Genomic DNA, 21,485 nt, shown 5'->3' with positions numbered 1-21,485 from the left:
TGAACTGAAGCAACTCGCTGTCGAAAACTGCGTAACTCTTTGTTTACCAAGGAGTTTTCCGTTTCGACTGCGCCGGAAGTGGGGCGAATTATAGACTTACAGAATCTGCCGTCAAGCGTTAATTCCGCCCTCCTATCAATATCTTGCCAAAGGCCGCAAAACGGTCCGTTTCCTTCGGCAGGACGACCACACCTACGCCTTCTATATAGAAGGAATCTTCAGTGCTCGAAAACAAGACCTCCAACGCTGTCGACATGCCTGCCGCCAAAATAAAAAAAGCCCCGCCAGGATCGAATGCCTGAACGGAGCTTTTTATGCCTGAAGCAAACACCCTACCCCACTAGCCATGAAGCTTTTGAGGAAGGATGCGAGTTTGCTTCTTTGAATATGGTGTCCCAGGGCAGGTTCGAACTGCCAACCTTCCCCTTAGGAGGGGGATGCTCTATCCAATTGAGCTACTGAGACACAAGTCGCCCCGCAAGTGCGGCGCTAAGGACGGCGAGCATGTTAACGGCCAGGCCTGCTTTTGTCATGTCGTCCGTAGGCTTTTTAAGTGTAGGCAGATACTTCAAGGCCGCGCGGCATCGCTGACCGTGCAAATTGCATCACCCCAAAAAGCCATCATTGCAAAATGCAAGACCCTCTATTTGACCTGACACTCTATACCTTTGATTTTAAAGACTTTAATAGCCAAAGGAGTCTTGGCATGCCGGCTGCTTCAGCTCCCACATAGAACAACGGAGGTCAGCCCTCATGAACAGCGCCCTTTTACTCTCGAATGCGATCGCCCTGGCAGTCCTGCTGGGTTTTCATTTTGCTCCCGAGCACGGCACTGAACCGGTTGCCCAACGAACACCCCATTACCTCCAGCTGCAAAAAGCGCCACAGCTGGCAGTCATGAACGATCAGCGCGGCTTTGCAAGCCAGGATGTGAGCCAGGAGAAGATCCTGCTGCCAGCTCCCAGTTCAGAACGCCTGGTATTTTGAATCCACCCTGTCAGGAGCACAGCATGTCGCCGCTGAAGCTCGCGCGCGAAATTGACCCGGCCCTCCTTGCCTGATCAGGGAAGCCCCTAAAGCAAATCAGGCTGCCATCCATCCTGTAATCGCGTATCAGTATGCCCACACCCTAGCAAATCGGCCATTTGCCACTACCCTGTATAAGTAAGGAACATTGAACGAATCCGCATAACATGCACCTTCCGGCGTCTTCGGACATCACCAGTCGGGCAACCGGACGCGGCAGCGCTACGGACAGGTAAAACTTTTCGACCAGTCCGCATTTCTGATAGTAGGTGCTGGCAGAACGCCTTTATCCAGTTCAATATTTGTCACAGAATTGACGCCAATGAACTGGCTACCTTGAGGCATGATGCGAGCCTCTATCAATTCAGGTTGAACATTTGGCCAGAGCGCTTGTCCTAACAGACATCCTGCGGCCAATCCCGAGAACCGCTCCCCTGAACTAACCGGTTAAATATATGCGCCCATTGAAACAGGCAATTTATTCCAGCCGTACGGCTGACAAGTTTGTCGTACGTCTGCCAGACGGAATGCGTGAACGCATTGCCGAGGTGGCTCGCAATCATCACCGCAGCATGAACTCCGAAATCATCGCGCGCCTTGAGCAGAGCCTTATTCAGGAAGGCGCTCTGGGCGAAGAACTGAGCATGCGCCTGGATAGCCCGGAGCTGTCGCTGCACGAACGCGAACTGTTGCAACGCTTCCGCCAACTTTCCCATCGTCAGCAGAACGCTCTTGTTTCGCTGATTGCCCATGACACCGAAATGGCCGCGGACGCTTCCTGACTCATCACGAAAGTCCCAAGCCAGCGTAATCGCTGGCTTTTTTTTGCCTGAAATTCGGGCATAAAAAACCCGCCAATCAGCGGGTAATGGTGGACTGTAGGAGCGAGCTTGCTCCGGGCGGCGTTCCGACGACGGTTTCAAAGGCGACGCGTTTATTCAGAAGAATCACGTCATCGTTAACGTCCATCGCGAGCAAGCTTGCTCCTACAACAACAGCAGGAAATCAGAGCAGGAAAATCGTCGCCAACCCAAGGAAGATGAAGAAGCCGCCGCTGTCGGTCATGGCGGTGATCATCACACTGGCCCCCATCGCCGGATCACGACCAAGCCGTGCCAGGGTCATGGGAATCAATACCCCCATCAAGGCTGCAAGCAACAGGTTGAGCGTCATGGCGGCAGTCATTACCACACCAAGGGACCAGCTGCCATAGAGCAGATAGGCAACGACACCGATTACACCCCCCCACACCAGGCCATTGATCAGGCCTACCGCCAACTCCTTGCGCATCAGACGCGAAGTGTTGCCCGTGCTCACCTGGTCCAGCGCCATGGCGCGAACGATCATGGTGATGGTCTGGTTGCCGGAGTTGCCACCGATGCCCGCCACGATCGGCATCAATGCCGCGAGCGCTACCAGCTTCTCGATGGAACCTTCGAACAGACCGATCACGCGGGAGGCTACGAAGGCGGTAATCAGATTCACAGCCAGCCAGGCCCAGCGGTTGCGCAGGGACTTCCAGACCGAGGCGAAGATATCTTCTTCTTCGCGCAGACCCGCCATGTTGAGCACTTCGCTTTCGCTCTCTTCACGAATCAGGTCGACCATTTCATCGATGGTCAGGCGACCGATCAACTTGCCGTTCTTGTCGACGACGGGCGCCGAAATCAAGTCGTAACGCTCAAACGCCTGGGCGGCATCGTAGGCATCTTCATCCGGGTGAAAACTCACCGGATCGCTGGCCATGACTTCTGCCACCTGTTTATCCGGGTCGTTGACCAGCAGACGCTTGATCGGCAATACGCCCTTGAGCACGCCGCCATAATCGACCACGAACAACTTGTCCGTGTGGCCCGGCAGTTCCTTCAGGCGGCGCAGGTAGCGCAAGACCACCTCGAGACTGACGTCCTCACGGATCGTCACCATCTCGAAGTCCATCAGCGCACCCACCTGCTCCTCGTCATAGGACAGGGCCGACCGCACGCGTTCACGCTGCTGGTTATCCAGGGTTTCCATGAGCTCATGGACGACGTCTCGCGGCAGCTCGGAAGCCAGGTCAGCAAGTTCGTCGGCATCCATGTCCTTGGCGGCAGCCAGGAGCTCGTGATCGTCCATGTCGGCGATCAGGGTTTCACGAACCGAATCGGATACTTCGAGCAGGATGTCGCCGTCGCGATCGGCCTTGACCAGTTGCCAAAGCGTCAGGCGATCGTCCAGCGGCAAGGCTTCAAGGATGTAGGCAACGTCGGCGGAGTGCAGGTCATCGAGCTTGCGTTGCAGTTCGACGAGATTCTGCCGGTGAACCAGGTTCTCGACCCGCTCGTGATGCGGGCCTTCCTGGCGATGAGTCAGGTCTTCGACCACCCGCTGACGCTGCAGCAGCTCAACGACTTGAGCGAGGCGGTCCTGCAGGCTTTCTTGTGTTTTCTTTACTTCTACTTCAGACATAGGCGAACTCCACTCCCAGCAGCGGAGCGCGCCGGAAGGATCAATCAGTCAATTCATGATTGGAAAAACGGTTTACTGAGTAACTACTGGGTAAGTCCATGGAGGTATTCCACAAGCCCCGGCGGGGCTGACGGGCGCAATGATACACCGCCCGACGGTTTTAAACGTTAAAAAATCGCGGGTGGAAACAAGCGGTTGCGAGATAAACCTGAGCCCTGTCCTGATCCATGAAAATGCGACGACTTATCCTGGGGAGAAAACACACTGCCGTCCAAAAATGCAGCGATCTCCCTTGAGAGACCCTCACGGAAGACCATCAACCAGCGCATCGTCACCGCATGAGACAACAGGACATCAAAAGCGTCCCCGACAAACAGGACAAGATCGGCATTTGAATTCGAGCGCGCGCAGCCGTCACAACCCCAGGCGAGGTCATAGCGCATAGGCCAGATTTGAGGAGAGAGGATGCAACAGGGAAAAGCCAAAACCCAGACAGCAAAAAGCCCGCGTTAGACGCAGGCTTTTTGGTGTTTGGTGCACTCGACAGGATTCGAACCTGTGACCGCTCGGTTCGTAGCCGAGTACTCTATCCAGCTGAGCTACGAGTGCATTTGTGTTTTTATACCAGATCACAACTGGTTGAAGCCAAGTCATTCGCATTGCTGCAAACAACTCTTAAATGGTGCACTCGACAGGATTCGAACCTGTGACCGCTCGGTTCGTAGCCGAGTACTCTATCCAGCTGAGCTACGAGTGCATTTGTTGCCGCGCATTATAGGCCGTCTAATCTCTATGTCAAACACTTTTTCTAGTAATTTCAACAACTTACCGAAGAAGCCAGATTACAACGTACTACGCAAATAATGGCGGAGAACGGGGGATTCGAACCCCCGACACCCTTTTGAGGTGTACTCCCTTAGCAGGGGAGCGCCTTCGGCCACTCGGCCAGCTCTCCGCAACACGGGGCGTATATTAACCAGCTTCTTCCCCGTTTGCAAACATAAAAAACGATAAAAATTAATGGCTTGGTTCTTCGTCCTTCTCTTTCTTTATACGCAGGTAAATTTCCTCACGGTGGACCGCAACCTCTTTCGGGGCGTTGACACCGATACGCACTTGATTTCCTTTAACGCCGAGCACGGTCACGGTGATTTCTCCATCACCGATAATCAGGCTTTCTGCGCACCGACGAGTCAGAATCAGCATACCTTTCTCCTCACGCATTTCATTTCAGGGACAACAGTCTGTAAAAAAAAAGGCACCCGACCTACAACCGGAACGATCGTAGCCCTACATGCCTGAGTATTGACCAGCGCGAGCAAAAGAACAGCCACGAGTCGCGCCATTCGAAAAAACAAAGGGCGCGGTCAGACCGCGCCCTTTGGCAAACGCATCACTCGCCCTGGCGGGCCGGTGCGTCCAGTTCGAAAGCCGTGTGCAGCGCGCGCACAGCCAGTTCCAGGTACTTCTCTTCGATCACCACGGAGACTTTGATTTCCGAGGTCGAGATCATCTGGATGTTGATGGTTTCCTTGGCCAGTGCTTCGAACATGCGGCTGGCGACGCCCGCATGGGAGCGCATGCCAACGCCGACGATCGACACCTTGGCGATCTTGGTGTCGCCGATGACTTCACGGGCACCCAGCTCGCCAGCGGTTTTTTCCAGCACGGTCTGCGCGGCCTGGTAGTCGTTGCGGTGCACGGTGAAGGTGAAGTCGGTGGTGTTATCGTGCGCAACGTTCTGCACGATCATGTCGACTTCGATGTTCGCGGCACTGATCGGGCCGAGAATCTTGAAGGCAACGCCCGGGATGTCTGGCACGCCACGGATGGTCAGCTTGGCTTCATCGCGGTTGAAAGCGATACCGGAAATGATCGGCTGTTCCATGGTTTCCTCTTCATCAATAGTAATGAGGGTGCCCGGACCCTCCTTGAAGCTGTGCAGTACGCGCAGCGGAACGTTGTACTTGCCGGCGAACTCGACCGCACGGATCTGCAACACCTTGGAACCGAGGCTGGCCATTTCCAGCATCTCTTCGAAGGTAATCTTGTCCAGGCGCTGAGCCACGGACACTACGCGCGGGTCGGTGGTGTAGACACCGTCGACGTCGGTGTAGATCTGGCACTCGTCAGCCTTCAGGGCTGCCGCCAGCGCCACGCCGGTGGTGTCGGAACCGCCACGGCCGAGGGTGGTGATGTTGCCGTGTTCGTCGACGCCCTGGAAACCGGCGACAACCACTACACGACCCGCCTTCAGGTCACCGCGAATCTTCTGGTCATCAATCTGCAAGATACGCGCTTTATTGTGCGCGCTGTCCGTCAGGATCCGCACCTGATTGCCGGTGTAGGACACCGCTGGCACGCCACGCTTGATCAGCGCCATGGCCAACAATGCAATCGTCACCTGCTCACCGGTGGAGACGATCACATCCAGCTCACGGGGAACCGGTTGGCCGTCGCCACTGATTTTCCTGGCCAGATCGATCAGACGGTTGGTTTCGCCGCTCATTGCTGACAGCACAACCACCAGGTCATCGCCGGCATCGCGGAATTTCTTAACCTTGTCGGCGACCTGTTCGATTCTCTCGACGGTGCCGACCGAGGTGCCTCCAAATTTCTGTACGATCAAAGCCATTTCAAAGCCGCCTCTGCCCATGAAGGGCGCCCAAATAATCACTCAAACAGCGTTCCGGCCCGCCACTAGACTGCGGGCCGTACACACTGCCTTATAAACCCTGCTCTACAAAGGGAACAGTCAGGGCCAATGCCGCATCCAGTGCGCCAGCGTCAGTACCACCGCCTTGCGCCATGTCTGGACGACCACCGCCCTTCCCGCCCACTGCCGCAGCGGCTTGCTTCATCAAATCACCGGCTTTGAGTTGGCCAGTCAGGTCTTTGGTCACGCCTGCAACCAGCACGACCTTTTCCTCATGGACACTGCCGAGCAGGATCACTGCGCGGCCGAGTTTGTTTTTCAGTTGATCGACCAGCGCCAGCAGCGCCTTGCCATCCTGACCGTCCAGACGCACGGCCAGCACTTTCACGCCTTTGACGTCCAGCGCGGAGGCCGACAGATCGTCGCCCGCCGCACTGGCAGCCTTGGCCTGCAACTGCTCGAGTTGTTTCTCCAGCAGACGGTTGCGCTCCAGCACAGCCGACAGCTTGTCGATCAGGTTGTCGCGGCTGCCCTTGACCAGGTTGGCCGCTTCCTTGAGTTGTTCTTCGGCAGCGTTCAAGTAGGCCAACGCCGCGGCACCCGTGATCGCTTCGATACGACGCACGCCGGAGGCTACACCGCCTTCGCTGACGATTTTCAGCAGGCCGATGTCGCCGGTACGGTTGACGTGGATACCACCGCACAGCTCGACGGAGAAATCGCCGCCCATGCTCAGTACGCGCACGCTATCGCCGTACTTCTCGCCGAACAGCGCCATGGCGCCTTTCTGCTTGGCGGTTTCGATGTCGGTTTCTTCGGTTTCAACCGCGGAGTTCTTGCGGATCTCGGCGTTGACGATGTCTTCCAGCGCCTTCAACTGCTCAGGCTTGATGGCTTCGAAGTGGCTGAAGTCGAAGCGCAGGCGCTGACTGTCGACCAACGAGCCTTTCTGCTGAACATGCTCGCCCAGCACCTGACGCAAGGCGGCGTGTAGCAAGTGCGTCGCCGAGTGATTCAGCGAAGTGGCGTGACGCACGTCGGCATCCACATGAGTCTCGACCGGCGCGCCGATGGTCAGGCTGCCCGATGCCAGCACGCCGTGATGCAGGAACGCACCGCCGGTCTTGGTGGTGTCGCGCACGTCAAAACGCGAAGCACCGGCCTGCAGATAGCCGCAGTCACCGATCTGCCCACCCGACTCAGCATAGAACGGCGTCTGGTTGAGGACGATCACACCCTCTTCGCCTTCACTCAATACGTCGACCGACTGGCCGTCTTTATACAGGCCAACGACTTTCGCCGAACCGCTGGTGGCTTTGTAGCCAGTGAACTCGGTAGCCACATCAACCTTGACCAGGCTGTTGTAGTCCATGCCGAAGGAGCTGGCGGAACGGGCACGGACGCGCTGGGCTTCCATTTCGCGCTCGAAGCCTTCTTCGTCGATGGTCAGGCTGCGCTCGCGAGCGATGTCGCCCGTCAGGTCCATCGGGAAGCCATAGGTGTCGTAGAGCTTGAACACTACATCGCCCGGCACCACGTCGCCTTTGAGTTCGGCCAGGTCCTGCTCGAGGATTTTCAGGCCCTGCTCCAGGGTCTTGGCGAACTGCTCTTCTTCAGCTTTCAGTACGCGCTCGATGTGCGCCTGCTGGGATTTCAGCTCAGGGAAGGCTTCGCCCATCTCGGCGACCAGCGCCGCAACGATCTGGTAGAAGAAGCTGCCCTTGGCGCCCAGCTTGTTGCCGTGACGGCAAGCGCGACGGATGATCCGGCGCAGCACATAGCCGCGACCCTCGTTGGACGGCAGCACGCCGTCGGCAATCAGAAAGCCGCAGGAACGAATGTGGTCCGCCACGACTTTCAGGGAAGCCTGAGCATCGTTGGTGCAACCGATGGCCTTGGCCGATGCGGTCAGCAGGCTTTGGAACAGGTCGATTTCATAGTTCGAGTGTACGTGCTGCAGCACGGCACTGATCCGCTCCAGGCCCATGCCGGTGTCGACCGACGGTGCTGGCAGCGGGTGCAACACGCCATCGGCAGTGCGGTTGAACTGCATGAACACGTTGTTCCAGATTTCGATGTAACGGTCGCCGTCTTCTTCCGGCGAGCCTGGCGGGCCACCCCAGATGTCGGCGCCGTGATCGTAGAAAATCTCGGTGCAAGGACCGCACGGGCCGGTATCGCCCATGGTCCAGAAGTTGTCGGACGCATACGGCGCGCCTTTGTTGTCGCCGATGCGAACCATGCGCTCGGCCGGAACGCCGATGTCCTTGGTCCAGATGTCGTACGCCTCGTCATCGCTGGCGTAGACGGTGACCCAGAGCTTTTCTTTCGGCAGGTTCAGCCACTGCTCGGAGGTCAGGAAGTTCCAGGCATAGCTGATCGCGTCGCGCTTGAAGTAATCACCGAAGCTGAAGTTACCCAGCATTTCGAAAAAGGTGTGGTGACGGGCGGTATATCCGACGTTTTCCAGGTCGTTGTGCTTGCCGCCGGCGCGCACGCATTTCTGACTCGAGACGGCGCGGGTGTACGCGCGCTTTTCCTGGCCCAGGAAGCAGTCCTTGAACTGGTTCATCCCCGCGTTAGTGAACAGCAGGGTTGGGTCATTGCCCGGAATCAAAGAGCTGGAGGCTACACGGGTGTGGCCTTGCTCTTCGAAGAAGCGAAGGAAGGCTTCACGGATTTCTGCGCTTTTCATTAGGTTCTTCCACGGAGGCTGCGGCCAAAGGCCTGTGCGAAACGTCAACAGACGAAGCGACGGCAAAGGGCCGCATTATATCGGCCCTGCGCGCGGGGTACAGCGTGTTTATACGATAGAAACGGTCAATTGGACGGCTAACGCTGTCAGTTGCGCGAAAAGTCGACGAATGTCGCGACGACCTGCCCGATCTGGACACGACTGACGTCCATGTGCGTGACCATTCTCAGGCGGCCTGCTGCACTGAGCTTGATCCCGCGTTCGGCGGCGAAGGCTGTGATCGCCTCGGCCTTGTCGCCCATCTGCACGTACACCATGTTGGTCTGCACCGGTTCGACGTCATAACCGGCCTTTCGCAGGCCATCAGCCAAAATTTGGGCATTGGCGTGATCGTCGGCCAGACGCTGAACGTTGTGATCCAGAGCATACAGCCCCGCCGCCGCCAGGAGCCCGGCCTGACGCATGCCGCCACCCACCATCTTGCGCAGGCGCCGCGCCTTGGCGATCAACTCCACCGTACCACAGAGCACCGAGCCGACCGGCGCGCCCAGGCCTTTGGACAAACAGACCGAAACGGAATCGAAATGCTGAGTGATTTCCCGGGCATCGACGCCCAGCTTTACCGCCGCGTTGTACAACCGCGCGCCGTCCAGGTGCAGGGCCAGGCCCTGTTCACGGGTAAAGCTTCGAGCCCGGGCCAGATACTCCAGCGGCAACACCTTGCCTTGCATGGTGTTTTCCAGCGCCAGCAAGCGGGTGCGGGCGAAATGGAAGTCGTCCGGTTTGATTGCGGCGGCCACCCGGGACAAATCCAGCGAACCATCGGCCTGCACGTCCAGTGGCTGCGGCTGGATCGATCCCAGCACCGCCGCCCCGCCGCCCTCGTACTTATAGGTATGCGCTTGCTGGCCGACAATGTATTCGTCACCGCGCTCGCAGTGCGCCATCAGCCCCAGCAGGTTACTCATGGTGCCCGTCGGAACGAACAGCGCGGCAGTAAAACCCAGCCGTTTTGCCACTTCGGCTTCCAGACGATTGACCGTCGGATCTTCGCCATAAACGTCGTCACCGGTGGCTGCGGTGGCCATTGCGTGGAGCATCCCGGCGGTGGGTTGGGTGACGGTGTCGCTGCGAAGATCAATAACGCTCATGAATCTGGCCTCGGTAAGCAGGGGAAAATCCCTTTCAGTCAGGAATTACTGCGGTCATAGCGACAAATAATCAACCCTTGGGCAGGAAAAGGCTGCTTGAGCCAACAAAAAACTCGATCGCAATCATCAAATAGCAGCGATGCACAGGTGAGAAATATGTGTTAAAAACGCTGCGCCGCCAAATAATCTGGCGGCAAAACGTTCTCAGGGCGGGGTGCAACTCCCCACCGGCGGTAATTGCGCGCAACGTGCATAGCCCGCGAGCGCTTGGCGTCAGCCACGGCTTCGGCGGTGATTGGCGACAAGGTCAGCAGACCCGGTGTGATCCCGGGGCCGACGGTCATAGTCCGGATGAAGAGAGAACGGGATTGGCGCCAAAGGGCCGCCCGCAAGCATTCGTGCGAGCGTACGTTACCCTTAAATCCCATTCGATTCATAAGCCCTGTTTTTTACACAAACAGGAGTCAGAACATGCAACCCACCGCAATCGATAGCAAAAGTAAACACCATCAGGGCGAGCGCGTTGCGTTCATCCAGGCCTGCTGGCACAAGGATATCGTCGATCAGAGCCGTAAAGGCTTCGTCGCCGAAATGATTGCTCAGGGTTATCAGGAATCGGAGATCGATTTCTTCGAAGTCGGCGGTGCCTTTGAAATCCCGCTGCACGCCAAGCTGTTGGCCAAGTCCGGCCGTTATGCCGGTATCGTCGCCGCTGGGCTGGTGGTCGATGGCGGCATCTATCGCCACGAATTCGTCGCCCAGTCGGTGATCAGCGGGCTGATGCAGGTGCAGCTGGAAACTGAAGTGCCGGTGTTCTCGGTGGTCCTGACCCCGCATCATTTCCATGCCGGCGAAGAACATCAGAAGTTCTTCTTTGAGCATTTCGTGCATAAGGGTCAGGAAGCGGCGAAGACTTGTGCGGATACGTTGCACAAGATGCGGGCGTTGCGTCGCAGTGAACCACGCGCAGTAGCCGTGTAAACACAAAACCTGTGGTTTGGGGTGAGGTCTTTGGCTTCACTCAAATCAAATGTGGGAGCGAGCTTGCTCGCGATGGCGGACTGACAGTCAACATTAACGTTGAATGTTGACCCGCTATCGCGAGCAAGCTCGCTCCCACATTGGTTCTATGCCTGGCTTGAGACCAGGCTTATGCCAGGTTTTCGTCGGTGGTCGGCACGATCAGGATGCCGGCACGCAGGCCGTTCTTGACCTTGGGGTTCGGGAAGATGATCCGGGCGCCCTCTTCCTCGATGATCCAGCGCGTCTGGGCGATGTCTTCCGCCAGCAGATAACCCACTTCCAACTCCGAAAAGTTCTCGATATCCACCGGCAGGTTCAGGCGGAAGCTATCGCTGTGCTTGATGATTTCCCGCGCCACACTGAACAACTGCAAGCCGTCCAGTGCCGCGTCGGTGGGCGGCGGTTCGTTGCCTTCGATGATCTGTTTGAGGCGGGTCTCCAGCAGGTCGACGTTGACGCCGTCGTTCTGCCCGAACGGCCGCGCCTTGCCTAACTCAAGGGTGAAGGACTCGGCGCCGAGCTTGTCGTAGGTGTAGGAGCTGAACACGATGGACGGCTTGTTCTGCAGCAGCACCGCTTCCATGCCGGCGGCGCGCAGGCGAGCCAATTCCTGGCGAGAATGCTGACGGCCTTCTTTCCAGGGATACAACGCGAACTGCTCGATCTTCGAACCACGAATCGCGGTGTGCAGGTCGTAGTGCAGGCGGTTGCGATCCGGCAGGCTGAAGAAACTGGCCGCCAGCCGCTCCAGTTCACAAGCCCGCAGGGCTTCGGAGCCGCTGCTTTGTTCATGTCGGCCGTTGAACAGCCGATTGACGTCCTGCTCGATGAAACGCTCGCCCTTGCGAATCGCCTCGGGGTTGCCGAACAGAAACAGAATACGTGTGCGCGGTTTAACATCACCGCGGGCGATGTCATGCAACAGGCGGTCGAGCAACTCGATCGGCGCTGTCTCGTTGCCATGGATGCCCGCTGACAGCAGCAGGTCCAGGCCGTTGTCGCGCGCTTCAGGTGGCCGGACTTCCAGTGCACCCTCGCTCAACCAGCGCATCCGCACGCCTTCGACAGTCAGTTGAGTCTTCTCCGCCGGTTCGCGGCCGGCGAGGGTCAGTTCAAGCAGTTTGCCGAGGGCGAGCATAAGCGGTTTCCTTAGTGGTCGTGTGCGCAATCCGGGCCGTGCACGTGGTCTTCGTCACCGACTTCGGCCGGTTCCATTTCCAGTTGCAGACTTACCAGATTAGTTGCCAATGGGCGCAGCAGCAGGTTGGCGTATTCAGCATCACCTTCTTCGACGTCCACCCCGATCAGCAGCTGGCCGCGGCCATCCTGCTGGATCCACAGCTCTTTGCCTTGCCACATGACCGCGACGCGGGTGCAGGACGTTTCCAGTTGCGTGCCGTCGGTGTCTTCAAGGATCAGCTGCAGGGTATCGCTCATGTTTTTTTACGCTCGCTAAAGGAGATGAATCGGCGCATGCAGCGCCGACTGTCAATTGATCTGGAATGGATAAACCGCGCCCAGTTTAAGGATTTGCGTCAGTTCATCCAGTGCCGTCCGGCACTCAAGCAGCAATTGCGGGTCCGCGAGATCATTTTCGGTCATGCGGTCGCGGTAGTGCTTGTCGACCCATTCGGTCAACGTGCCGTACAACGGTGCCGTCATGATAACGCCTTGGTTGACGGCCGCCAGTTCGGTTTCGTTCAGGGCCACGCGCAACCGCAGGCAAGCCGGGCCACCGCCGTTCTGCATGCTCTGCTTGAGATCGAACACCTTGACTTCGCGGATCAGGCCGCCGGAGCCGGTCAAGCCTTGCAGGTACTGCCAGACCCGCTCATTGCCACGGCATTCTTCCGGCACGATCAAGAGCATGGTGCCGTCAGCACGTGTCAGCAGCTGGCTATTGAACAAGTAGGAGCGAACCGCGTCTTCCACGGTGACCGCGGAACGCGGTACACAGATCGACTGAAATTTCCCACCGACCCTGGCGAGTTTGCCCTGCAGTTCAGCCAGCATCTGCTCGGTGTCGAGGAACGCGTCCTCGTGATAGAACAGCACCTCGCCATTACCCACCGCGATCACATCGTTGTGGAACACGCCCTGATCGATGACGGACGGGTTTTGCTGGGCGAACACCACGCCCTCCTCGCTCAAGCCGTGCAGGCGGGCGACTGCCTGGGAGGCTTCGAGGGTCTGGCGCGCCGGGTACTTCTGCGGCGCCGGGTAACGGGTATCGAACGCACTGCGACCGAACACGAAGAACTCGACGCCGGCTTCGCCGTATTCACGGCAGAAACGGGTGTGGTTGGCGGCGCCTTCATCACCAAACTGCGCCACGGCCGGCAACGCGGCGTGGTGAGCGAAATGCTGTTGGTCCGCGAACATCGCCCCCAGCACGCGGCTGGTGGTCGGGTGCTCGATGCTGCGGTGATATTTGCAGTTGAGGTTGGCGGCGGTGAAATGCACGCGACCGTCGGCCGTGTCGGCACTTGGGCTGACCGTGGCGGCGTTGGCCACCCACATGCTCGACGCCGAGCAGCTGGCAACCAGCAATGGCATGGCGTCCCTGGCGGCCTGCTCGATCACTTGCGCGTCGGTGCCGCTGAAACCCAGGCGGCGCAGGGCAGCCACGTCAGGGCGTTCCTGGGGTGCCAGCACGCCTTGCTGAAAGCCCATCTCCATCAGCGCTTTCATTTTCGCCAGGCCTTGCAGCGCGGCTTCCTTCGGGTTCGAGGACTGCTGGCTGTTGCTCTGGGACGCGACGTTGCCGTAGGACAGGCCGCCGTAGTTATGGGTCGGCCCCACTAGACCGTCAAAATTGACTTCATAGGATTTCATCAGCGAGGCTCCACGAGAATCTGGTTTGTTATAGGCATCAGGTAACAATTCAGTAAGACCGAGTTGCGGCCATCGCGGGCAAGCCCGCTCCCACAGGTTCAGCAGTGTTCACATATTTTGTGTTCGACGCAGACTCTGTGGGAGCGGGCTTGCCCGCGATTGGGCGTTACGCCATCTTCACGCCAGGCGTCAAAGCTGCAGGCAACACCAGGCTCGGGGTTTCCAGCGAGGCCACCGGGTACGCGCAGTAATCCGCGGCGTAGTAGGCGCTGGCGCGGTGGTTGCCCGAGGCGCCGACGCCGCCGAATGGCGCGCTGCTCGCGGCACCGGTCAGCTGTTTGTTCCAGTTGACGATGCCCGCGCGGCTTTCCAGCCAGAACTGCTGATAACGCGCTTCGGAATCCGACAGCAGACCCGCCGCCAGGCCATAGTCGGTATCGTTGGCTTCAGCGATCGCTGCTTCAAAGTCAGCGTAGCGGATCACTTGCAGCAATGGGCCGAACAGCTCTTCGTCAGGACGATCGGCTACCGCGGTGACGTCCAGAATACCCGGGGTCAGCAAAGCGGCCTGAGCCTGCGGCTGAGTCATTTCCAGCAGCGCCACGGCGCCATTGGCCAGCAGATGCTCTTGCGCTTGCATCAGGGCTTTCGCCGCGCCCAGGGAAATCACCGAGCCCATGAACGGCGCCGGTTGCTGATCGAAAGGGCCGACCTCAATGGTCGAGCTGACTTCAACCAGACGCGCCAGCAGTGCATCGCCCCAGGCACCTTGCGGCACCAGCAAGCGGCGGGCACAGGTGCAACGCTGACCGGCAGAGATGAACGCCGACTGGATGATGGTGTAGACGGCGGCGTCGAGATCAGCCACCTCGTCGACCACCAGCGGGTTGTTCCCGCCCATCTCCAGCGCGAGGATCTTGTCCGGACGGCCGGCAAACTGCTGGTGCAGGTGATTGCCGGTGCGGCTGGAACCGGTGAAGAACAGGCCGTCGATGCCCGGGTTTGCCGCCAGGGCGATCCCGGTTTCGCGCGCGCCCTGCAGCAGGTTCAACACGCCCGCCGGCAGGCCGGCTTCGATCCAGCACTTGACCGTCAGCTCGGCGACTTTCGGCGTCAGCTCGCTCGGCTTGAACAGCACGCTGTTACCGGCCAGCAGCGCCGGCACGATGTGACCATTGGGCAAGTGCCCGGGGAAGTTGTAAGGCCCGAACACCGCCACCACGCCGTGTGGCTTGTGGCGCAGTACGGCGGTGGCGTCGCCCAGCGGGCCGCTCTTCTCGCCGGTACGTTCGCGGTAGCTCTGCACCGAGATCGCGATCTTGTTGACCATGCTGGTGACTTCGGTCGCCGATTCCCACAGCGGCTTGCCGGTTTCCTCGCCGATGGTGCGCGCCAGTTCATCCGCGTGGTTTTTCAACGCGGCGGCAAACGCCTCCAGCACCGTGATGCGCTCTTCCAGGGTGCGCCGAGCCCAGCCCGGGAAGGCTTGACGCGCGGCTTGCACGGCCGATTCGACCTGTGCGGTGGTGGCGCCTTCGCCGTCCCACAGCACCTGTTGGGTCACCGGGTTCAGCGACTGGAAGGCTTCACCCTGACCGGCCAGCCATTCACCTGCGATGTATAGCGAATTCATTATTTCGACTCCCGGGCAGCGGACAACGGAACGGCGCGCACTTGATCGCCGGCGTTGAGTTGAAGACGTTTGGCGGTCAGTGGATCGACCACCAAGGTGCCGGCGGCGAAGCGTGCGGGAGCGGCCGTGATCCGGCAGTCCTCGCGCTTGCGGTTGTGAATCAGGAACGGCGTAGCGTCGTCACCCGGGGTGCCGATGGCCAATACCAGCGCCTGGCTGTCGCGGACCGCACGGATCTTGCCGGTTTCGCACTCCACCGCAGGGCCGGCGTCGAAGATATCGACGTAGCCTTGATAGCTGAAGCCTTCGCTCTTGAGCATCGATAGCGCCGGCTCGGTGTCCGGGTGAACCTGGCCGATCACGTTGCGCGCGTCTGGCGACAGGAAGCAGGTGTACAGCGGGAATTTCGGCATCAATTCGGCGATGAACGCCTTGTTGCCCACGCCGGTCAGGTAATCGGCCTGGCTGAACTCCATCTTGAAGAAGTGCCGGCCCAGGCTTTCCCAGAACGGCGAACGCCCGGCTGCGTCGGACATGCCACGCATCTCGGCGATGATCTTGTTGCCGAACAGCTGCGGGAACTCGGCGATGAACAGCATCCGCGCCTTGGCCAGCATGCGACCGTTGAGGCCAGTGCGGTAATCGGCGTGCAGGAACAGCGAGCACAGCTCGGAGTTGCCGGTCAGGTCGTTGGCCAGGAACAGCGTCGGGATTTCGCGATAGATATTCAGTTCCTGGGAAGCACTGACGGTCAGGCCGACCCGGAAGTTGTACCAGGGTTCACGCAGGCCAACGGCGCCAGCGATGGCAGAAATGCCCACCACACGGCCGTCGTCGTCTTCGAGCACGAACAGGTAGTCCGCATCGCCCCGCCCGGCTTCGCCGCGAAAGGTCTTCTCGGCCCAGCCGACCCGATGGGCCAGACGCTCTTCGTTGGCCGGCAAGGTGGTCAGGCCGGTGCCAGTACTGCGGGCCAGGTCGATCAGAGCGGGTAAATCGCTGCTGCGTACGGGACGAACGATCATGCTATCTCCTCAAACGGGCCGCTTGCGCCACCCGCGAAACTTCGCTGCTTTTCCAAGCATTGTTTTCCAGGCGTGGCAGCAGTCGTCAGACCGCCACCAGGCGCACGCTGGCACCTTCACCGACGCCCAGGGCTTCGGCTGCTTCCAGATCCAGGGTCACGGGTTTGCCCGGCGCATAATCGAGCTCGAGCAACACCGCGCGGTAATCCTGCAACTGGGCGTTGGCCACCAGGTACTGACGACCGGCACCTTTGACCGGCTCACCGATTTTCACCGGGACCACACGGCTCTGGGCGATCGAGCGGATCCCCGAGACACGGGCATGCAAGGTCGGGCCGCCGTCGAAAATGTCGATGTAGTGATCGGTCTCGAAGCCTTCACGCATCAGGATGTCGAACGTGATCTGCGCCCGCGGGTGCACCTGGCCCATCGCTTCTTGCGCGGAGTCCGGCAGCAGCGGCACGTAAATCGGATAATGCGGCATCAGCTCGGCCAGGAAGGTCCGGCTCTTCAGCCCGCACAAACGCTCGGCTTCGGCGTAATTGAGATCGAAGAAGTTGCGGCCGATAGCGTCCCAGAACGGCGAATCGCCATGTTCGTCGCTGTAACCGACGATCTCGGTCACCACGGAATCGGCAAAACGCTCTGGATGACTGGCCACGAACAGCAAGCGCCCACGTGAGTTGAGTTCCGACCAGGCCGACCCCACCAGTTCCGGCAGCACGTAGAAACTGGTCAGCAAGCTGTTGCCGGTGAGGTCGTGGCACTGGGAGAGCACGTGGATCTTGTTATGAATCTTCAGCTCGCGGGAGGCGTGCACGAAGGTTTCATTGCGGAAGCTGTAGAACGGCTCGGAATAACCGGCCGAGGCAACGATCGCCGAGCACCCGGCCAGTTTGCCGGTGGCGGAGTCTTCGAGGACGAAGAAATAGCTCTCTTCGCCGTTGAAGCTGACTTCGGCGGCGAACGAGGCTTCGCTTGCGGCAATCTTGTCGCTCAGGCGTTCAACGTCATCCGGCAAGGAAGTGACACCAATCGGGCTGTCCGCAGCCAGACGCTGTACCTCGCCCAGATCAGCCATTTGCGCGGGGCGCATCACCAGCATGGTGTCACTCCTTTCTCGAAAAATTCTTTGAGGAAAATTAACCGGGCCAGATCTGAAATCACTCAGAGTCAACTGTGGGAGCGAGCTTGCTCGCGATGAGGCCCTGCCAGTCGCCATCAATGTCGACTGTCAGATAGCTATCGCGAGCAAGCTCGCTCCCACATTGAATCTGGCCCGGCATAAAAATTGGGTTCGACGCCTGAATGATCAGGCGTCGAAGGGTCTATCAGGCTTGCGTCAGTTTCGCCGCAGCACGTTCGAAACGGTCCAGGCCTTCGTCGATATCGGCGTCTTCAACCACCAGGCTCGGGGCGAAACGCACCACGTCCGGGCCGGCTTGCAGAATCATCAGGCCTTCTTGTTCAGCGGCGTTGAAGATGTCCTTGGCCTTGCCTTTCCAGGCATCGTTCAGCACACAACCGATCAACAGGCCCAGACCGCGGACCTGGGTGAACAGGCCGTACTTCTCGCCGATCTGTTCCAGGCGAGCCTTGAATTTGTCGTGCTTGGCGTTGACGCCGGCCAGCACTTCAGGGGTGTTGACCACGTCGATCACCGCTTCCGCGACCGCACACCCCAGCGGGTTGCCGCCGTAGGTGGTGCCGTGGGTGCCGACGACCAGGTGTTTGGCCAGGTCTTCGGTGGTCAGCATCGCCGCAATCGGGAAACCGCCGCCCAGGCTCTTGGCGCTGGTCAGGATGTCCGGGATCACGCCGTAATGCTGGTAGGCGAACAGCTTGCCGCTGCGGCCCATGCCGGTCTGCACTTCATCGAAAATCAGCAGCGCGTTGTGCGCGGTGCACAGGTCACGGGCGCCTTGCAGGTATTCGAGCTCGGCCGGGATCACGCCGCTCTCGCCCTGGATCGGTTCCAGCACCACGGCGCAGGTCTTGTCGGAAATGGCCGCTTTCAGCGCTGCCAGATCGTTGTATGGCACGTGGGTGATACCGGTGATCTTCGGACCGAAGCCGTCGGAGTACTTCGACTGGCCACCGACGTTCACGGTGAACAGGGTGCGACCGTGGAAGCTGTTGAGCGCGGCGATGATTTCGTACTTCTCGCTGCCGAACCGATCGAAACCGACGCGACGGGCCAGCTTGAAGGCGGCCTCGTTTGCTTCGGCGCCGGAGTTGCAGAAGAATGCGCGCTCGGCAAAGGTCGCGTTGATCAGCTTATGGGCCAGGCGCAGGGCCGGCTCATTGGTGAATACGTTCGACACGTGCCACAGCTTGTTCGCCTGCTCGGTCAATGCACCGACCAGCGCCGGGTGCGCATGGCCCAGGACGTTAACGGCGATCCCGCCGGCGAAGTCGATCAGCTCGCGGCCAGACTGGTCCCAGACGCGGGAACCGGCGCCACGCACGGGAATGAATGCGGCAGGCGCGTAGTTGGGAACCATTACCTGGTCGAAATCGGCGCGTTGTACCGCAGCGTGCTCAACGGACATCGGAGTCTCCTGAAGAGGAACACCCGCCTGAAACTGGCGAGCGATGAGGGGATTGTAAGGACAGTTTTCAGCCCGGCCTTGCCGCCAAGCGACAACTTCTTATAGCGCAAACCCCGGTTTCAGCCGGGTTTACGGCAATGCGACAAATAGCGTCGCAAAGGCGCAGTTTAACTGGCCTACGAGATTAGCGGCAGCGCTGCCAGTATTTGATTTGCACAACTCGCCCTGACTAAAGGGGGCAGAAAGACGCGTCGAACGGGCACGCAGGCAAACCGAACGCGTGACCTTGATCAGCGACCGGCAGCATGAGGCAGATTTGGCGTTCCCGTCACGCAGGGCCATGGGAGTCATGTCCATGGCCTTTCAGTCCGGAATCAGCCGCGCTCCGACGGCACCGAAGACAATTCGAACGGACTGCTGCTACGCCGCTGGTTGCGATCTTCCCGTGGCGTCGCACCGAAGAAATTGCGGTAGGCGCTGGAGAAATGCGGCCCCGAGGAAAAGCCGCACGACAAACCGATCTGGATGATCGACTTGCTGGTTTGCATCAACATCTGCCGGGCCTTGTTCAGGCGCAGTTCCAGGTAGTACTGGCTCGGCACGCGGTTGAGGTATTGCTTGAAGATGCGCTCCAGCTGCCGACGGGACACGCACACATGCTGGGCGATTTCGTCGGTGGTCAGCGGCTCTTCGATGTTGGCTTCCATCAGCAACACCGCCTGGGTGAGCTTCGGATGGCTGGAACCGAGGCGATTCTGCAGGGGAATGCGCTGGCGCTCGCCCCCTTCGCGGATGCGCTCCACCACCAATTCTTCCGAGACGGCACCCGCCAGTTCGGCGCCGTGGTCACGGGCCAGCACCGCCAGCAACAGATCCAGCACCGACAAGCCGCCACACGCGGTGAGACGATCGCGGTCCCAGTCGAACAGATGACTGGTGGCGATGACTTTCGGGAAACGCTCGGCGAAATCGTCCTGCCAGCGCCAGTGCACGGCGGCGCGATAACCGTCGAGCAAACCGAGTTGCGCCAACGGGTAAACACCGGCCGACAGCCCACCGATCACGCAACCGGCACGCACCAGTTGTTTCAGCGCACTGCTGAGCGCCGGCGCCAGTGTGGTTGGGGGCTCATCGGCGAGCAGGAACAGTTTCTGGAAGTGTTCTAGCTTGCCGGCCCAGGGTTCACCCGGCAATTGCCAGGCACCTTCGGTCGGTGGCTCGGCCTGCAGGAACGACAGTTCGTAGACCACGTCCGGATGCACACGCTGAGCAACACGCAAGGCCTCCTCAGCCAGCGCAAGCGTCAATGCTTTAGTGCTGGGCCAAATCAGGAAACCAATTCGATGGGCAGTCATGGCGGGCAATCCGAAACGAAAACAGTGATGAAGGCACGGGCCAATGCTAGCCCGTAAATGAACGCAAATCTCAAAATCAACAGAGATCACATGTGGGAGCTGGCTTGCCGCCCCCCCCGTGTAGGAGCTGTGTAGGAGCTGTCGAGTGAAACGAGGCTGCGATCTTTTGATCTGAAAAATCAAAATCAAAATCAAAATCAAAAGATCGCAGCCTTCGGCAGCTCCTACAGGGGGTCCGGCAAGCCCGCTCCCACAAGGGATCGGGGCCAGCTTCTAAACGGCGAAGCATGCACTATCCCGGTGCGTAACGGGAGCGATTACTTCAGGCTGCCCGAGAGGAATTGTTGCAAGCGTTCGGACTGTGGATTGACCAGCACCTCACGCGGGTTGCCGCTTTCTTCGACGATACCTTTGTGCAGGAACACCAGCTGGTTCGACACTTCCCGGGCGAAGCCCATTTCATGCGTCACCACCACCATGGTCCGGCCTTCGAGGGCCAGGGCCTGCATGACCTTCAGTACGTCGCCGACCAGTTCCGGGTCGAGCGCCGACGTCGGTTCGTCGAACAGCATCACCTCGGGTTCCATCGCCAGCGCCCGGGCAATCGCCACGCGCTGCTGTTCGCCGCCGGACATGTGGCCCGGGTAAGCGTCCTTGCGATGCGCCACGCCCACCTTGTTCAGGTAGTGCTCGGCCTTCTCGCGGGCTTCGGCCTTGGACATGCCGAGTACATGCACCGGCGCTTCCATGATGTTTTCCAGCGCCGTCATGTGCGACCACAGGTTGAAATGCTGGAACACCATCGACAGGCGCGAACGCATGCGTTGCAGCTGTTTCGGGTCGGCCGCCTTCAGCGCGCCGTCCTTGTTGGCGACCAGTTTCAGCTCTTCGTTGTTGAGCAGAATCTTGCCCGCGTGCGGCTGCTCGAGCAGGTTGATGCAGCGCAGGAACGTACTTTTGCCGGAGCCACTGGAGCCGATGATGCTGATCACATCGCCAGCCGCCGCTTTCAGGGACACGCCCTTGAGCACTTCGTGACTGCCATAGCGTTTATGCAGGTCTTGGACTTCAAGTTTGTACATGCGG

18 protein-coding genes, 4 tRNA genes and 1 riboswitch are annotated in these 21,485 nt (G+C 59.4%); of the genes, 3 read left to right on the top strand and 19 right to left on the bottom strand.

Translation table 11 applies throughout. The features are described from left to right. Positions 1 to 388 precede the first annotated feature (388 nt). Positions 389 to 465 (bottom strand) — tRNA-Arg (locus ACA067_RS06125). 288 nt (positions 466 to 753) lie between these two features. On the opposite strand from ACA067_RS06125, the gene ACA067_RS06120 reads away from it, so the two are divergent. Together ACA067_RS06120 and ACA067_RS06115 are read left to right on the top strand one after the other, a co-directional pair. Next, on the top strand, positions 754 to 987 hold the full coding sequence (locus ACA067_RS06120) for a hypothetical protein (protein ID WP_497461008.1): 234 nt from the start codon (positions 754 to 756) through the stop codon (positions 985 to 987). Positions 988 to 1,481: 494 nt separating this feature from the next. Continuing rightward, complete coding sequence (locus tag ACA067_RS06115; RefSeq protein WP_023966649.1) at positions 1,482 to 1,808, top strand: Arc family DNA-binding protein; 327 nt, start codon at positions 1,482 to 1,484, stop codon at positions 1,806 to 1,808. 223 nt (positions 1,809 to 2,031) lie between these two features. Here the strand turns inward: ACA067_RS06115 and mgtE are convergent, their stop codons facing one another. The 9 genes from mgtE to ltaE all read right to left on the bottom strand — a co-directional run bounded on the left by mgtE (position 2,032) and on the right by ltaE (position 9,976). Beyond that, positions 2,032 to 3,474 carry a magnesium transporter gene (gene mgtE, locus ACA067_RS06110; RefSeq protein ID WP_497461007.1) on the bottom strand — a complete coding sequence of 481 codons (1,443 nt, stop codon included), beginning with the start codon at positions 3,472 to 3,474 and terminating at the stop codon, positions 2,032 to 2,034. Positions 3,475 to 3,641: 167 nt separating this feature from the next. Next, a complete protein-coding gene (locus ACA067_RS06105; protein WP_497461006.1) occupies positions 3,642 to 3,917 on the bottom strand; it encodes a hypothetical protein in 276 nt (91 codons plus the stop codon). Positions 3,918 to 4,006: 89 nt separating this feature from the next. After that, a tRNA-Arg gene (locus tag ACA067_RS06100) sits at positions 4,007 to 4,083 on the bottom strand. A 71-nt stretch (positions 4,084 to 4,154) separates the two neighbouring features. Then, a tRNA-Arg gene (locus ACA067_RS06095) sits at positions 4,155 to 4,231 on the bottom strand. A 107-nt stretch (positions 4,232 to 4,338) separates the two neighbouring features. Next, positions 4,339 to 4,429: transfer RNA gene (locus ACA067_RS06090), tRNA-Ser, on the bottom strand. A gap of 62 nt (positions 4,430 to 4,491) precedes the next feature. Continuing rightward, complete coding sequence (gene csrA / locus ACA067_RS06085) at positions 4,492 to 4,680, bottom strand: carbon storage regulator CsrA (protein WP_002554426.1); 189 nt, start codon at positions 4,678 to 4,680, stop codon at positions 4,492 to 4,494. A gap of 187 nt (positions 4,681 to 4,867) precedes the next feature. Continuing rightward, on the bottom strand, positions 4,868 to 6,109 hold the full coding sequence (locus ACA067_RS06080; protein ID WP_150797603.1) for an aspartate kinase: 1,242 nt from the start codon (positions 6,107 to 6,109) through the stop codon (positions 4,868 to 4,870). A gap of 91 nt (positions 6,110 to 6,200) precedes the next feature. Continuing rightward, the gene (gene alaS / locus ACA067_RS06075; RefSeq protein WP_497461005.1) at positions 6,201 to 8,825 is read right to left on the bottom strand and encodes an alanine--tRNA ligase; all 2,625 of its coding nucleotides are present in this window, start codon (positions 8,823 to 8,825) and stop codon (positions 6,201 to 6,203) included. A gap of 146 nt (positions 8,826 to 8,971) precedes the next feature. Continuing rightward, complete coding sequence (gene ltaE / locus ACA067_RS06070; RefSeq protein ID WP_497461004.1) at positions 8,972 to 9,976, bottom strand: low-specificity L-threonine aldolase; 1,005 nt, start codon at positions 9,974 to 9,976, stop codon at positions 8,972 to 8,974. 196 nt (positions 9,977 to 10,172) lie between these two features. Continuing rightward, positions 10,173 to 10,344, top strand: a riboswitch (FMN riboswitch). Between the two features lie 103 nt (positions 10,345 to 10,447). On the opposite strand from ltaE, the gene ACA067_RS06065 reads away from it, so the two are divergent. Further along, the gene (locus ACA067_RS06065; protein WP_497461003.1) at positions 10,448 to 10,957 is read left to right on the top strand and encodes a 6,7-dimethyl-8-ribityllumazine synthase; all 510 of its coding nucleotides are present in this window, start codon (positions 10,448 to 10,450) and stop codon (positions 10,955 to 10,957) included. 169 nt (positions 10,958 to 11,126) lie between these two features. Here ACA067_RS06065 and astE read toward each other — a convergent pair whose 3' ends face one another. The 9 genes from astE to ACA067_RS06020 form a co-directional block, all read right to left on the bottom strand. Beyond that, positions 11,127 to 12,137 carry a succinylglutamate desuccinylase gene (gene astE / locus ACA067_RS06060; RefSeq protein WP_497461002.1) on the bottom strand — a complete coding sequence of 337 codons (1,011 nt, stop codon included), beginning with the start codon at positions 12,135 to 12,137 and terminating at the stop codon, positions 11,127 to 11,129. A gap of 11 nt (positions 12,138 to 12,148) precedes the next feature. Continuing rightward, entirely contained in the window at positions 12,149 to 12,436 is a 288-nt protein-coding gene (locus tag ACA067_RS06055) for a hypothetical protein (protein ID WP_033056735.1), read from the bottom strand. A gap of 51 nt (positions 12,437 to 12,487) precedes the next feature. After that, positions 12,488 to 13,834, bottom strand: coding sequence for an N-succinylarginine dihydrolase (astB, locus tag ACA067_RS06050; RefSeq protein WP_497461001.1), 1,347 nt, complete (start codon positions 13,832 to 13,834; stop codon positions 12,488 to 12,490). A gap of 166 nt (positions 13,835 to 14,000) precedes the next feature. After that, complete coding sequence (gene astD, locus ACA067_RS06045; RefSeq protein WP_497462736.1) at positions 14,001 to 15,470, bottom strand: succinylglutamate-semialdehyde dehydrogenase; 1,470 nt, start codon at positions 15,468 to 15,470, stop codon at positions 14,001 to 14,003. Then, positions 15,467 to 16,492: an arginine N-succinyltransferase gene (gene astA, locus ACA067_RS06040; RefSeq protein WP_497455618.1), complete on the bottom strand. Its 1,026-nt coding sequence runs from the start codon at positions 16,490 to 16,492 to the stop codon at positions 15,467 to 15,469. The genes astD and astA overlap by 4 nt, the downstream gene beginning before the upstream one ends. Positions 16,493 to 16,577: 85 nt before the next feature. Then, on the bottom strand, positions 16,578 to 17,597 hold the full coding sequence (aruF, locus tag ACA067_RS06035; RefSeq protein ID WP_497461000.1) for an arginine/ornithine succinyltransferase subunit alpha: 1,020 nt from the start codon (positions 17,595 to 17,597) through the stop codon (positions 16,578 to 16,580). A gap of 226 nt (positions 17,598 to 17,823) precedes the next feature. Beyond that, positions 17,824 to 19,044, bottom strand: coding sequence for an aspartate aminotransferase family protein (locus ACA067_RS06030; protein WP_497460999.1), 1,221 nt, complete (start codon positions 19,042 to 19,044; stop codon positions 17,824 to 17,826). 374 nt (positions 19,045 to 19,418) lie between these two features. Continuing rightward, complete coding sequence (gene argR / locus ACA067_RS06025; RefSeq protein ID WP_497460998.1) at positions 19,419 to 20,399, bottom strand: transcriptional regulator ArgR; 981 nt, start codon at positions 20,397 to 20,399, stop codon at positions 19,419 to 19,421. Positions 20,400 to 20,716: 317 nt separating this feature from the next. Continuing rightward, entirely contained in the window at positions 20,717 to 21,481 is a 765-nt protein-coding gene (locus ACA067_RS06020; RefSeq protein WP_010457249.1) for an ABC transporter ATP-binding protein, read from the bottom strand. Between the last annotated feature and the right edge of the window lie 4 nt (positions 21,482 to 21,485).

The sequence above is a fragment of the Pseudomonas sp. LBUM1674 genome (genome assembly GCF_059695635.1).
This window is presented reverse-complemented; position numbering and strand designations above follow the sequence as displayed.